The organism is Paenibacillus sp. Root444D2 (genome assembly GCF_001426375.1).
Classification (GTDB): Bacteria; Bacillota; Bacilli; order Paenibacillales; family NBRC-103111; genus Paenibacillus_E.
This window is the reverse complement of sequence record NZ_LMEO01000050.1, coordinates 73242-86228: the sequence shown is the minus strand read 5'-3', so window position 1 is coordinate 86228 and position 12987 is coordinate 73242. Positions and strand designations below refer to the sequence as shown.

The following is a 12987-nucleotide window of genomic DNA, read 5'->3' as shown; positions in this document are numbered from 1 at the left end:
GTATTAATGATATTTGGGTAAATCATCCGAATCAGAATCTTTACTTCCGTTGATGACACGGAACTTGGCGTTTTTCCTTTTCCCTTTGGGCCCCCGACCCGTTGAATTCTTTTTCCAACGAGAAGGCGGGAATTTGTATAGAAGAAAAATAATCCCTAACACGAGAATAGGAATGAACAAAGTTCGCAAACTTACCAGCAAACCAATCGCAATCAAAATCGCAATGGCGACCTCGATCGGGGAAAATTTTCTTCTCATGCACGTCCCTCCAAGATTCGTTGTTCTGCTTCACGCATGCGGTTGAAAGAAGCAATCGACACCTCAACTTGACTGTCTTCAGGTTCTTTGGTTGTAAGCAGCTGAAGCCATAGTCCAGGATAGCCTAAGTAACGAAGGACGGGGACTTCACGAAGCGAATTGGTGAATCGTAATACTTCATAAGAAACACCAATGACAACAGGCAGCAATATTAAACGCTGCACGATACGTTCGACATATCCGTCATAGTGAAGGAATGAATAAATAACGACACCAATCAATACGGTGAACACGATGAAACTGCTGCCACAACGATAATGAAGCGTGTTGAATTTCTGTACGTTACTAACCGTTAGCTCTACGCCAGCCTCATAAGCACTAATGACCTTATGTTCAGCGCCATGATATTGAAACAATCTGCGGATCATAGGTGTCAAAGATATGAAATAAATATATCCGACAAGTAAAATAATCTTAATAACACCTTCTATAAGATTATGAAGAAATTGATTGCTAAATACATTTTGAAACAAAAACTGTTCGATAACAGCTGGAACCAGCGTGAATACGAATTTGCCAAATAGAAACGAAATCACACCCACAACAGCTACGCCAAGAATCATTGAAATATTAGAAAAGAAGCCTGGTTTTTCTTCTTTCTTGGCACTGTTAGCATCCTCGCCTTCTTGTTCAGCGAAGGATTCAGCCGAGAAATTCAAGTGCTGAGCGCCTTTAGCGCTTGATTCTATGATTCCCACAATACCGCGTATAAACGGTATTCTCTTGAGTGTTTGGACCCAAGGGATCACTTTCTTCGGTACTTCTAAGTAATCAAGGGAACCGTCTTTTTTGCGCACAGCGGTTACATGCACATTTTTTCCTGCGAACATGACGCCTTCAATGACGGCTTGTCCTCCGTATATACTGTTTTGTTCTGCCACAAGATCCACCTTCTTATCTTTCTCAAATTCAGTTATTTGTACTTTCTTATTGTAACGGATTCGTAGATTGAATGCTACCGATAGCGGTAGAACATACTATTCATACCTAAGGAAAGACAAGCAACATGTGTAGAGAAAGGAAGACGATGGATGATAAGTGATAAAAAGGAAGAAAAAATCCGGACAAATCGTTGGGTATTTGCCCTTTACATCGGCTTTTTCGCTGGATTTATATGGGGAGCAATCAAAATTGTTGAGTACTATTTAAAGTTCACCAAGATTGTAATCGGCTTTCTTGTAGAGCCTTTTTTCAAACATGATTTTCTGCATACTTGGCTGGGAACGCTCATTGGTTGGGGGATATTCACCGTATTTTCAATCGTTGCTGCGTTTATCTATATGGTCACGATGTGGAAGTTTCAGGGGCCTTGGTGGGGGCTAGCGTATGGAGCTCTATGGTGGGCTGTAATATATTTACTCATTGGTCCCTTATCGGGAATGACCTATTGGATTAAGGATCTGGATCTAGATACCGTTCTTAGTGATTTTTGTTTGTTTCTGCTATGGGGAATGTTTATTGGTTATTCCATTTCTATTGAATATACGGATGCAAGAACAAGACGACCTATACACAAGACATGAAAGTTATGGTAAAATATCAGAGGTTAAATAGGCTTGTAAAGCCCATTTTTCAATGAAAAATGCTTGGGAGTGATTTCCTGTTGAAAAAGGTTCTAGTCATTAATGGTCCGAACTTAAATATGCTCGGCGTACGTGAACCTGGCGTGTACGGAACGGTTTCGCTTTCAACGATTATTCAAGGTTTAAATGAATTAGCTGAGGCGCTGTCGATCGAGCTTGAGAGCTTTCAATCGAACCATGAAGGCGATATTATTGATAAAATTCATGAAGCTTTCGGCACAAAAGATGGTATTGTAATCAATCCAGGAGCATTCACGCATTATAGTTATGCCATTCGCGATGCACTCTCAGCGGTTCAATTGCCAACTGTAGAAGTTCACATTTCGAATATTCATAAGCGCGAGGAGTTTCGTCATCACTCGGTTACTGCGCCTGTCGTTATCGGTCAAATCTGTGGCTTCGGTGCACAGAGCTATGAACTTGGTTTAAGAGCATTAATACCTCATCTGTAAGAAAGATTGGTGATCTCAATGCAGGAGAAACGTATTGAACGTCTTCGCAAGGTTATGCAACAGCAAGATTTACCGGCAATACTCATCACGAATGCATACAACCGTACATATGTATCTGGTTTCACTGGTTCTTCTGGCTATGTCCTTATAACGTTAGACCGTGCCTTATTGTTAACTGATTTTCGTTATATGACGCAAGCTCCTCAGCAAGCTAAGCTATTTGAAGTTGTTGAGCATAAGGCAAAAGCAATCGAGACAGTGAAGGAACTCTTGCAGCAGCAAGGGATCACAAAGCTTGGCTTCGAGCAAGTGGATGTATCCTACGGTGATTTCTTAAGTTACCAAGAAGGATTAGCGGGTATCGAATTGGTGCCTACAGCGCGCGTTGTTGAGTTGATTCGAATGGTTAAAGATGAGGCGGAATTACAGATTATGCAAGAAGCCGCTGATTTGGCTGATCAAACATTCTCACACATTCTATCTTTTATCAAACCAGGTGTGCAGGAAAAGGATATTGCCCTTGAGATCGAGATGTTTATCCGCAAAAATGGCGGGACTTCAACGTCATTTGAAACAATTGTTGCTTCTGGTGAACGCTCTGCGCTTCCTCATGGTAAAGCGAGCGATCGCGTGCTACAATTAAACGAATTTGTCAAATTGGATTTTGGAGCGTATTATAAAGGGTATTGCTCTGACATTACTAGAACGGTTATGCTAGGTAAGCCGACAGACAAACATAAAGAAATTTATGACATTGTCCTTGAGGCCCAATTGAATTGTTTAGCTAACCTCCGACCAGGTATCACTGGCAGAGAAGGCGATGCTTACGCACGAGACGTGATTGTGAAGCATGGTTATGGCGATTACTTCGGTCACGGTACCGGACATGGTTTAGGCATGGAGGTACATGAAAATCCACGCTTGTCGAAAACCGAGGACATGATTTTAACACCTGGTATGGTGGTTACGGTTGAACCTGGTATTTATCTCCCCAACTTTGGCGGAGTTCGTATTGAGGATGACGCAGTAATTACTGACACCGGCATTAAAATACTCACACATTCTACCAAAGATTTTCTTATTATTGACTAGCGGAGGGATTCACAAGTGATATCAGTTAACGATTTCAAAACAGGTCTTACAATTACAGTTGAGCATGATATTTTTACTGTTCTAGATTTCCAACACGTTAAACCAGGTAAAGGCGCTGCATTCGTGCGCTCCAAGCTTAAAAACCTGCGTAACGGGAATACCGTTGAACGTACATTCCGTGCTGGCGAGAACGTTGGACGAGCGCACATCGAAAACCGTGAAATGCAATACTTGTACGCAGCTGGCGACGAGTACACATTCATGGATACAGAGACGTTTGATCAGATTTCCCTTTCCCATGAACAATTGAAATGGGAATTGAACTTTCTGAAAGAAAACATGAACATCAAAATCATGAGCTATCAAGGTGAAATTCTTGGGATTAACCTTCCGAAGAGCGTTGACTTGAAAGTTATCGAAACCGATGCAAGCGTTAAAGGAAACACAGCTCAAGGTGCTTTGAAAAATGCGAAAGTGGAAACAGGTCTTAATGTGATGGTGCCACTTTTCATCAACGAAGGCGATATTCTTTCCGTTGATACAGATGATGGAAAATACCTTTCACGCGCGAGCAACTAATGACTAAAGCCTTTCAGACTCTTTGGAGTCCAAAAGGCTTTTTTTCATTTCACGTGGATTTCTTACCACAGCAAGGTGTTTTTATGCTATAATATTGAATTGTTATGCACTAGTATGCGTTGGGAGTGGGTCAGCTTTGTCTCTTATAGTGATGAAATTTGGCGGAAGCTCTGTTGGTGATCCAGAGCGAATGAAGCGTGTTGCAAAAAGAATCGTAGAGCGAAAACAAGCAGGACATAGCTGCGTTGTTGTCGTTTCCGCGATGGGAGATACAACGGATGATTTGATCGACCTGTCTAAGCAAATTTACGATGGAGCCCCTCCGGCTCGTGAAATGGATATGTTGTTAACGACAGGAGAGCAGGTATCGGTAGCTCTCTTATCGATGGCAATACATAATTTGGGTGAGCAGGCGGTTTCTTATACCGGTTGGCAAAGTGGTATTTATACGGAACCGATTCATGGTAAGGCCAGAATTACGGATATTCAGCCGCATCGTGTACTGAAAGCTCTCGAACAAGGCAATGTCGTCATCGTAGCTGGCTTCCAAGGGATGACCGATGCAGGTGAGATTACCACACTTGGCCGCGGCGGGTCGGATACAACGGCTGTAGCACTTGCTGCTGCTATTAAAGCAGATCTATGTGAGATTTATACCGATGTAGATGGCATTTATTCGACAGATCCGCGCATCGTGAAAGTAGCGAGAAAGCTAAATGAGATTTCCTATGATGAGATGCTGGAGCTTGCTAATTTAGGGGCTGCTGTTCTGCATCCAAGGGCTGTAGAATATGCCAAAAATTATAACGTTACCTTAGTGGTACGTTCCAGCTTTACTTACAATGAAGGTACCAACGTGAAGGAGGAAGCAGTGATGGAGCAAGGAATCGTCGTTCGAGGCATCGCTTACGATAAGAATGTGGCAAGAATTAGTATTCTAGGTGTACCTGAGAAACCGGGACAGCTGGCTAAAGTATTTATTGCTCTTGCCGAAGAGCAAATTGATGTCGACATCATTGTACAAAGCGGTGTGATCAGCGGTTCGGCTGATTTCTCTTTCACAACGACTCTTGCAGATCGCGAAAAAGCATTGACCGTGATTGAACAAATTCGCGGTGACATTGGATATCGTGAAGTCACTTCTGAAGTGAACCTTGTGAAAGTGTCCATAGTTGGCGCTGGTATGGTAAGTACACCAGGTGTTGCTGCAACGATGTTCAAAGTGATTTCTGATCTTGGTATCTCTATTTCCTTAGTTAGCACATCGGAGATTAAAATGTCCTGTGTCGTTGACAACACGAACCTAACTGAAGTTATCCGTTCCCTGCACACTGCATACGGCTTGGACACAACCGAGCATGCGTTTGTTGGTGGACCAGAAGATCGCAGATAATCGAAAAATTAATGCCATTTATCTGATATAAAATAAGCCAGCTTTAATAAAAAAGCCGTTATTCCGGCTGCCATTAAGGGGCCAACCGGAATTCCGCGCATAAATATAATGCCAAATATAGAACCAATCACAAGACCCACAATTAATTGTGGGTCTAATTTTAGCAGTTCCAACCCTTTTCCATTCATATAGGTAGCAATAGCTCCGCCAAGTAGTGCGATGATGCCCGGCCAAGTGGTGAATACCGACAAGATATCCTTCACGGAGATACGCTCACTGGCAAAGGGGACCAGCACCCCAATCGTTAAGAACAATAATCCGAGTTCTAATCCTCTGCGCTCCATCGTGGGAAAAAAACGGTCTAACCCAATAAGTTTAATCGCAAGTAAAATGCAAGCCGCGGTCGTAATAATTGGTGATCGGCCAATGAGTCCAATTATAATGAGAATAACTAAGAGCAAATCGCCATTCATAGTGTCAAAACCCCTCGTCCTCATAACTTCAATCTTAGTTTATGAGAAGGGCTTGTATTTAGAACGAAGGAGTGTTTATCAAAGATGCATGAGTACCATTTGATCACGTTCCAAAAGGGGAACATGATCTGTGATATTCGGTTTTGCGCAAAAAACCAAATCTGCCTGGAAACCAGACTTATTCATTTTCTTTCCATTACTGCAGGTTAATATTTTTTCATACAACGAATCCTTCGATTCCAGATAACACCCTCGCATGGCCATGCCGAAATCGTTGACTGCTATATTTTTGTCACCGAGCAGAATGGACAATTCCTCAAGGATAAGACCTGCGCAAAGCCCATCTTCCAAAGAGAAAACATCTTGAGTTCCTGCGCACAAAATAACGGTATCTCGTTTGAAATCGACCGCGGCCCTCGCGCAAGCTCTGCTATTTAGTAGGGCTCCCGCTAACACGTGATCGGCTTTCATCGCTTTCTGAATACCTCTTGTTCCATTCGTGGTTGTAAGTATAATTCGCTTGCCTTGAACGGCTGCTTTTGTGTATTCCAGTGGCGAATTTCCGAAATCGAAACCAGGAATCTTTTTACAAAAACGCTCGCCTCCAAGTAAATCTCCCTCTCGAAATAATTCCTTGGCCTTCAGAACCGTTTCCACAGGAACAATGGCTTTGCAACCGTTAATCAGTGCGGTGATGATCGTGCTAGTTGCACGTAAAACATCAACGACAATGACGGTTTTATGAAGAAATTCGTCACTTCTAGCTTCGCCGATGTTGGCGACAACCTCGATATGCATCTTTTAATCCTTTCTGGTACCCAACGACAACGTATCGGAACGGAGTCCTCTCCGTAATGCTTCCAACGCAATCAACTCATCCGGTGGAATATTGCCCAAGTGGATGTTGGGGCCTAGCATGCTAATTAAATGTACCTGCTGACTTTTGAGCGGTGCTTCCCATAAGAGAAGCTCGCCGGGAATTGCGGAAAGCACCCTTTGCAGTTCGTCGTCCTTACATTTCCCGTTCTGATCAAAAATACCAACGCCCATGCCTGATTCCCGGGCTTCAATGGTAACCATTTTGGCCCCGAGTTCCGTGTCGATCAAGACTGTTTCAATTAATTCCTCCAACTCAATGGAAGATCCCCAACCTTTCTTGCCATATTCGGTGATGACCTCGAATCCCTCTTCCAATCCTCTGGAAATAAGCTCGTTTCGAAGTCTACGCTCCATTTCAATCGTCCCATCGGAAATTTCAACGCCATTAAAACCAAGCGCAATAAGCATGTCAAAAAAAGAGTTTACCGCATTCTGTCTGATGGCTACCTCCAAAAAGGTACCACCCGGATAAACGCAAATGCCGTTTTCTTTTGCAGAGGAAATCTTACTTTTAAGTACATGTAACGGATAAAGCGGCGAGGTACCGAAGCCAATTTTGATCATATCTAGATGGCTGCTTGACGTGGTAAGCAGATCTTGAAAAGCGTTCAAGCCTAATCCTTTATCCATCACCATCGTTTTACCCAGTGTTCTTGGTTTAGCCTGCCTTTGTCCTGTGGGGTCGGCTAGAACGGGATTCCATTTCAAATGAGAGGTCACTTCCATCGGTAATTCTCCTCACTGTCCTTTGAAGGTTCAATTCTGTGTTCAGCATATGCATCTTCACAAATGGAGGTGCCCAGCATGCCTAAAATCAGACGAGCTTGCATAAGGATAGGGTAAAAAGCTTTGACCCTATCCTTATGCGTTCTGTCGAATAAACGGTCGCTCCGAGAATTTATAAAAACCTCCAGGACTCCATTGTAAAGCTGTTCCTTTTATTGGATTGAGTAGGTAGGAACAGCTTTACAAAAGTCGCTCTTCCGGCCTTTTATAAATCCTCTCCGCTAAATATTCGACGACACATAAAGCTCAAAGATTTTTACGAGGAGGAGTAGAAAGAGATGAACAAAATTGTCCTAACGATGGCTTCGCTGAGGATGATGTCGGGGAGTATCGAAATTATCGCAGCCATTGTGATGCTGAGACTGGCGACGGTGGAGAAAGCGCTGCTGGTGAACTCGGGTTTGGCTCTAGTAGGTCCTCTAGTATTACTAGCAACAACGACGATTGGATTAGTAGGAATCGCAGAGAAACTATCATATGGCAAAATGCTGTGGGTGATTGCGGGAGTAAGCTGTCTCTTTATTGGTATTTTAAAAAAGTAATCGGTCATATTTCTTTCTATTAAGCATAGAAATGAGTATAGAAGACTGGACAACTTGGAGGGATGTCTCCCTATGCTTGATTCGATTCTGCATTTGCTGCCTCAAACTTTCCGATTTCTCTTAGCCGCTCTGCCGCCAGACGTACAAGCTAGTGTTGAAGAAATAAGGGTGAGAGAGTCACGGCCCCTTGAGATTAGCTGGGGTGATCGATATACCTTTGTGAGTGAACGGGGGGAGATGGTGACTCAGGAAACGAAGGCATACAAGCCGACACGGCAGGACTGTCTTTCGCTGCTAGAGATGCTTACGAATCATTCCTTGTATACCTTCGAGGAAGAGCTGCGTAGAGGCTATATCACGATTGCTGGAGGTCATCGAGTTGGACTAGCAGGGCGAACCGTTTTGGATCAGGGACATGTTAAGCAAATACGTGATGTAAGTTCTTTCAACATAAGGATTGCCCGCGAGATCCAAGGGGTCGGCCAAGAGGTGTTACCACAGCTATTCGATCCTTTACTGAGAAGCATCCATCATACGCTCATCATTTCACCTCCACAGCATGGGAAAACAACGCTGATCCGCGATCTGGCTAGATTGATTAGCCGGGGAGAATGGGGGGGGAGTAACGTATCGACGACTGGTAAGAAAGTGGGAGTGGTGGATGAACGATCAGAACTGGCTGCATGTGTCAAAGGGGTGCCCAGATTCGATCTGGGGCCACGCACTGACGTTATGGATGGTTGTCCGAAGGCGGAAGGCATGATGATGATGATTCGGTCGTTATCACCTGATATCCTGATTGTGGATGAGATTGGGCGTCCAGAAGATGCGGACGCCATCCATGAAGCTGTTCACACCGGGATTCGCGTCGTAGCCACTGCACATGGTGCTGATTATGAGGATGTACGCAGGAGGCCTGTTCTAAAGCAGCTGTTGGAAGAGGGTGTATTCACGAGATATGTCATCCTGCATAGAAGAAAAGGTGCACAAGCTTCCTATCGCATCTTGGATTGTCAGGGCAAGGCCTTGGAACTCTATCCTGTGCGAAAAGGATGATGGTAGATGCTGAAATTTGTCGGAGGGGTTCTTATTATCGGTGCTGCCACATTGTTTGGCTTCCTAAAGGCTGCGCATTATGTAAGACGTCCGAAGCAAATCCGTGGCCTTATCAGTGCGTTAGGGAGAATGGAGACGGAAATCATGTACGCACTCACACCGCTGCCTGAAGCATTCGCCTCACTCAGCAAACAGGTCGCAGAGCCGCTATCTTCCTTATTTCGAATAACTTCAGAGCGTTTATTGAAGAGTGACGGTAAATCCACCCGTGAGATTTGGCAATGGAGTGTCAATGATGTATGGACAAGAACTTCGATGAGGCAAGCGGAACAAGAAGTGGTGCTGCAGTTGGGAGCCGTTCTTGGGCTCACAGATCGAAGTGATCAAATCAAACATTTACGGCTCGCGATTAGCCAACTTCAAACGGAAGAAACCGAGTCTAGGGAAGAGCAGCGGCGCTACGAGAAAATGTGGAAAAGCCTCGGTCTCTTAATCGGAGCATTGATCGTGATATTGATGTATTAATGGTAGCAAGGATGACTTGGCCATACAAGTGAGTTCCTTGTCAACAGAGTGAGGTGCCTGGAATGAACGTAGATGTGAATGCCATTTTCCAGATCGCCGGCATCGGCATCATCATCGCGATGATCCATTCGGTGCTCAAGCAGATGGGCAAAGAGGATATGGCACACTGGGTCACGGTCATTGGCTTCGTGGTCGTGCTCTTTATGGTCGTCAGTATGCTCGATCATTTATTTAAAGAAATCAAAACGATCTTCCTATTCCAATGAGGTGGGCCTGATGGAAATCATCCAAATCGTAGGTTTAGGACTCATCGTAACGATATTAACGCTCATCATCAAAGAGCAGAAGCCAATGTTCGCTTTCTTGCTGGCGGCATTTACGGGCATCATGATTTTCTTGTTCCTGATCGGTAAAATTTCCTCAGTCATCCAGGTGCTCGAGGACTTAGCTCAAAAGTCAAGCATCAATATGGTTTTTCTCAAAACGATTCTGAAAATCATTGGTGTTGCTTACATCGCTGAGTTCGGTGCTCAAATCGTACGAGATGCCGGTCAAGAATCTATTGCCTCCAAGATCGAGCTTTCCGGGAAAGTGCTCATTATGGTGATGGCGATTCCGATCATAACCGTCATCATTGAGACCGTCGTTAAACTGCTCCCTGCTTAGGATGATCCATGAGGAGTGACCAATATGAATCTACTTTATTCGCACCAGAAGCTGAACAACCGCTGGATTATTTTATTCATAATGACAATGGGATTATGGCTTGGATTGACGGGCAATATGGCCGCTGAATCGCCTACGGATATCATTATCAAGGAGCAGGCCAACCATCTGAATACGGAACCTGTTGAGCAATATTGGGATAAGCTCATGAAGGATTACGGCGGTTACTTCCCTGAAAGTAAGACGCCAACCTTCATGGAATTGCTGCTCGGGACCAAGGGCATTAGCATGAAGAGTATTTTCAAAGGATTGCTAAGCTATGTGTTCCACGAAATCATCATTAATGGAAAGCTGCTTGCTTCGATCGTGGTCCTGACGATTTTCAGTATGATTCTCGAAACGCTGCAAAGCTCCTTTGAAAGAAATACAGTCAGCAAGCTTGGTTATTCAATTACTTATATGGTTCTGATTATTATAGCGATCAACAGCTTCAGCGTAGCAATCGGTTACGCCAAAACGGCTATATCTTCCATGATTCAATTCATGATTGCCATAGTACCTTTGCTATTAACTCTTTTGGCATCAATGGGAAATGTCACTTCTGTGGCGATTTTACATCCGCTGATTGTGTTCATGATCCATTCAGTTGGAACAGCGATATATGTGTTTATATTCCCTTTGTTGTTCTTTTCGGCTGTCCTGCACATCGTCAGCTCACTAAGCGAGAAATACAAAGTCACCCAGCTAGCGAACCTTCTGCGCACAATAAGTTTAAGTATGCTGGGCGTATTCGTCACTGTTTTCCTCGGGGTTATATCGATTCAAGGGACTGCCGGAGCGGTTAGAGATGGCGTTGCGATTCGAACGGCAAAGTACATTACCGGAAACTTTGTCCCTGTTGTGGGACGCTTATTCTCGGATGCAACAGAGACAGTGATTGGGGCATCGCTGCTTGTAAAAAATGCAATTGGACTTGTTGGGGTTGTCATTCTAATCTTGTTGTGTGCGTTTCCGGCTATCAAAATTTTAACGCTAGCTTTCATCTATAACTTATCCGCAGCGATCATGCAGCCTTTGGGAGATAGTCCAATAATCGCTTGCTTGCAAACGATAGGCAAGAGCTTAATTTATGTGTTTGCGGCACTGGCAGCCGTCAGCTTAATGTTCTTTCTAGCTCTAACGATCATGATTACGATCAGTAATGTCTCCGTGATGATGCGGTGAAAGGAGGCAGCTATGGTTTGGTTAGCGGGATGGCTAAAAAGCGTCATCATGGTCATTATGTTGGCTACATTTGTTGATCTGCTACTTCCAAGTAATACCATGCAGCGATATGTCAAAACGGTTATGAGTTTATTCATCCTGCTTACACTGTTATCTCCAGTACTTCAATTGTTTCAGAAGGATTGGGACATCGATCAATTGATTGGTCAAGCGGAGCAGCGGCAAAACGATAAAACAATGCTTGCAAGCAGCAGCGGTGGAAATTCATTGATGAAATCGCTCGATGTGATTACAAAGGATGCCCAAAAGCTTCAAGAAGCAGGAGAAAAACAATCACAGCAAATGATTCAAACGCAGTTGGCTGAGCTGATGAAAGAGGATTTACAGAAGCAAACAGAGCTGATCATCCAAGACGTTCAGGTGCTGGCACAAATTGACAATAATGGGAAACCCGCTATAACGAAAGTCAGGGTAACCCTTGATGATATAGAAACGCCGAAACAGGTGAAATCAACGTCAGCCTCAAAAAGCATAGCTGTTATGGAGCCAGTCAAGCCAATTGATCCGATAAGGATCGAACCATCCACGAAGCTGCAGGGAAGTAACTCAAGTGATAAAGCAGCAGCAACTCTGCCTAAGTTATCGTCACGAATAGAGCAAGAGGTTGACCATCTCAAGCAAAAAATCGTGCTTGATTGGATCGTGGAGCCTGCACAGATTGATATCCAATTAAACCAACGGAATGGAAGGATTGCGAGGTGAATCGATGGGAACATTGCTGCAATGGATGGAGCACAAATTCGGCGGAGGTCCGGGAGGACCCAAACGAAAGAACACGCTCTTATGGGTCGTGATGATTGGACTTTTGGGAGCTGCGCTGATGATTATGAATGCATTTATGACTGTAAAAGATGTTGATCCCATCAATGCGGGCAGAGCCTCTCCGCAACCCAGCAAAGAAACATTTCTCAACAGTACATCCAAAGAAAATTCTACCTTTCACGATTATGAAGCGGCCTATCAAACACAGTTGAAGGAGATTTTACAAAAAATTGTTGGTGTAGGCGATGTTGAAGTGCTCGTTACAATTGAGTCGACGGAAGAAATGACGGTCGACAAAAATTATAATGACAATCAGCAAATGACGACAGAACGCGACAATGGTGGAGCGACAAGAAATATATCCCAGGTAACGCGGAGTGGTGAAGTGGTTGTCTATCAAGTTTCCGGTGACCAGAAACCGCTTGTGCTCAAATACATTAAACCGAAAATCAGAGGCGTCATCGTTGTCGCCAAAGGCGCCGAGAATCTCACTGTGAAAAAAATGATTACAGAAGCTGTAGAGCGAGGACTTGATGTGCAAGCGAGTAGGATCTCTATTTTACCCCGCAAAACTGGGGGATGAATGTGGCAGTAAAT

General features: G+C 44.0%; 18 protein-coding genes. 13 read left to right on the top strand and 5 right to left on the bottom strand.

Annotated elements, in window-relative coordinates; all coding sequences use genetic code 11:
• Positions 1-3: 3 nt before the first annotated feature.
• Both ASD40_RS28025 and ASD40_RS28020 read right to left on the bottom strand, forming a co-directional pair.
• The gene (locus tag ASD40_RS28025; RefSeq protein ID WP_057306436.1) at positions 4-258 is read right to left on the bottom strand and encodes a hypothetical protein; all 255 of its coding nucleotides are present in this window, start codon (positions 256-258) and stop codon (positions 4-6) included.
• Positions 255-1148, bottom strand: coding sequence for a DUF1385 domain-containing protein (locus ASD40_RS28020; protein WP_057307060.1), 894 nt, complete (start codon positions 1146-1148; stop codon positions 255-257). Before ASD40_RS28020 ends, ASD40_RS28025 begins: the two co-directional genes overlap by 4 nt.
• Positions 1149-1349: 201 nt before the next feature.
• Between ASD40_RS28020 and ASD40_RS28015 the strand changes: the two genes are divergently transcribed.
• The 5 genes from ASD40_RS28015 to ASD40_RS27995 all read left to right on the top strand — a co-directional run bounded on the left by ASD40_RS28015 (position 1350) and on the right by ASD40_RS27995 (position 5417).
• Positions 1350-1841 (top strand): YqhR family membrane protein, encoded by a 492-nt coding sequence (locus ASD40_RS28015; protein WP_057306435.1) that lies wholly within the window; start codon positions 1350-1352, stop codon positions 1839-1841.
• An 80-nt stretch (positions 1842-1921) separates the two neighbouring features.
• On the top strand, positions 1922-2353 hold the full coding sequence (gene aroQ / locus ASD40_RS28010; protein WP_057306434.1) for a type II 3-dehydroquinate dehydratase: 432 nt from the start codon (positions 1922-1924) through the stop codon (positions 2351-2353).
• A gap of 18 nt (positions 2354-2371) precedes the next feature.
• Complete coding sequence (locus ASD40_RS28005) at positions 2372-3445, top strand: M24 family metallopeptidase (RefSeq protein WP_057306433.1); 1074 nt, start codon at positions 2372-2374, stop codon at positions 3443-3445.
• A gap of 15 nt (positions 3446-3460) precedes the next feature.
• Positions 3461-4024, top strand: coding sequence for an elongation factor P (efp, locus tag ASD40_RS28000; RefSeq protein ID WP_057306432.1), 564 nt, complete (start codon positions 3461-3463; stop codon positions 4022-4024).
• 136 nt (positions 4025-4160) lie between these two features.
• Positions 4161-5417 (top strand): aspartate kinase, encoded by a 1257-nt coding sequence (locus ASD40_RS27995; RefSeq protein ID WP_057306431.1) that lies wholly within the window; start codon positions 4161-4163, stop codon positions 5415-5417.
• Between the two features lie 8 nt (positions 5418-5425).
• Here the strand turns inward: ASD40_RS27995 and ASD40_RS27990 are convergent, their stop codons facing one another.
• The 3 genes from ASD40_RS27990 to ASD40_RS27980 form a co-directional block, all read right to left on the bottom strand.
• Positions 5426-5890, bottom strand: coding sequence for a DUF441 domain-containing protein (locus ASD40_RS27990; protein WP_057306430.1), 465 nt, complete (start codon positions 5888-5890; stop codon positions 5426-5428).
• 78 nt (positions 5891-5968) lie between these two features.
• Positions 5969-6688 carry a 2-phosphosulfolactate phosphatase gene (locus ASD40_RS27985; protein WP_057306429.1) on the bottom strand — a complete coding sequence of 240 codons (720 nt, stop codon included), beginning with the start codon at positions 6686-6688 and terminating at the stop codon, positions 5969-5971.
• 3 nt (positions 6689-6691) lie between these two features.
• The gene (locus ASD40_RS27980; RefSeq protein WP_057306428.1) at positions 6692-7495 is read right to left on the bottom strand and encodes a phosphosulfolactate synthase; all 804 of its coding nucleotides are present in this window, start codon (positions 7493-7495) and stop codon (positions 6692-6694) included.
• A 338-nt stretch (positions 7496-7833) separates the two neighbouring features.
• Between ASD40_RS27980 and ASD40_RS27975 the strand changes: the two genes are divergently transcribed.
• From ASD40_RS27975 to spoIIIAG, 8 genes are all read left to right on the top strand, one after another.
• Positions 7834-8097 (top strand): YqhV family protein, encoded by a 264-nt coding sequence (locus ASD40_RS27975; protein WP_057306427.1) that lies wholly within the window; start codon positions 7834-7836, stop codon positions 8095-8097.
• A 72-nt stretch (positions 8098-8169) separates the two neighbouring features.
• The gene (gene spoIIIAA, locus ASD40_RS27970) at positions 8170-9153 is read left to right on the top strand and encodes a stage III sporulation protein AA (protein WP_057306426.1); all 984 of its coding nucleotides are present in this window, start codon (positions 8170-8172) and stop codon (positions 9151-9153) included.
• Positions 9154-9159: 6 nt separating this feature from the next.
• Positions 9160-9678: a stage III sporulation protein SpoIIIAB gene (spoIIIAB, locus tag ASD40_RS27965; protein WP_057306425.1), complete on the top strand. Its 519-nt coding sequence runs from the start codon at positions 9160-9162 to the stop codon at positions 9676-9678.
• Positions 9679-9740: 62 nt separating this feature from the next.
• Positions 9741-9944 carry a stage III sporulation protein AC gene (gene spoIIIAC, locus ASD40_RS27960; RefSeq protein WP_029197158.1) on the top strand — a complete coding sequence of 68 codons (204 nt, stop codon included), beginning with the start codon at positions 9741-9743 and terminating at the stop codon, positions 9942-9944.
• A 10-nt stretch (positions 9945-9954) separates the two neighbouring features.
• On the top strand, positions 9955-10344 hold the full coding sequence (gene spoIIIAD / locus ASD40_RS27955) for a stage III sporulation protein AD (RefSeq protein WP_057306424.1): 390 nt from the start codon (positions 9955-9957) through the stop codon (positions 10342-10344).
• Positions 10345-10368: 24 nt separating this feature from the next.
• Positions 10369-11568, top strand: a complete 1200-nt coding sequence (spoIIIAE, locus tag ASD40_RS27950; RefSeq protein WP_057306423.1) for a stage III sporulation protein AE — start codon at positions 10369-10371, stop codon at positions 11566-11568.
• Between the two features lie 12 nt (positions 11569-11580).
• Positions 11581-12330 carry a stage III sporulation protein AF gene (spoIIIAF, locus tag ASD40_RS27945; protein ID WP_057306422.1) on the top strand — a complete coding sequence of 250 codons (750 nt, stop codon included), beginning with the start codon at positions 11581-11583 and terminating at the stop codon, positions 12328-12330.
• Positions 12331-12334: 4 nt separating this feature from the next.
• The gene (gene spoIIIAG / locus ASD40_RS27940; RefSeq protein WP_057307059.1) at positions 12335-12973 is read left to right on the top strand and encodes a stage III sporulation protein AG; all 639 of its coding nucleotides are present in this window, start codon (positions 12335-12337) and stop codon (positions 12971-12973) included.
• Positions 12974-12987 lie beyond the last annotated feature (14 nt).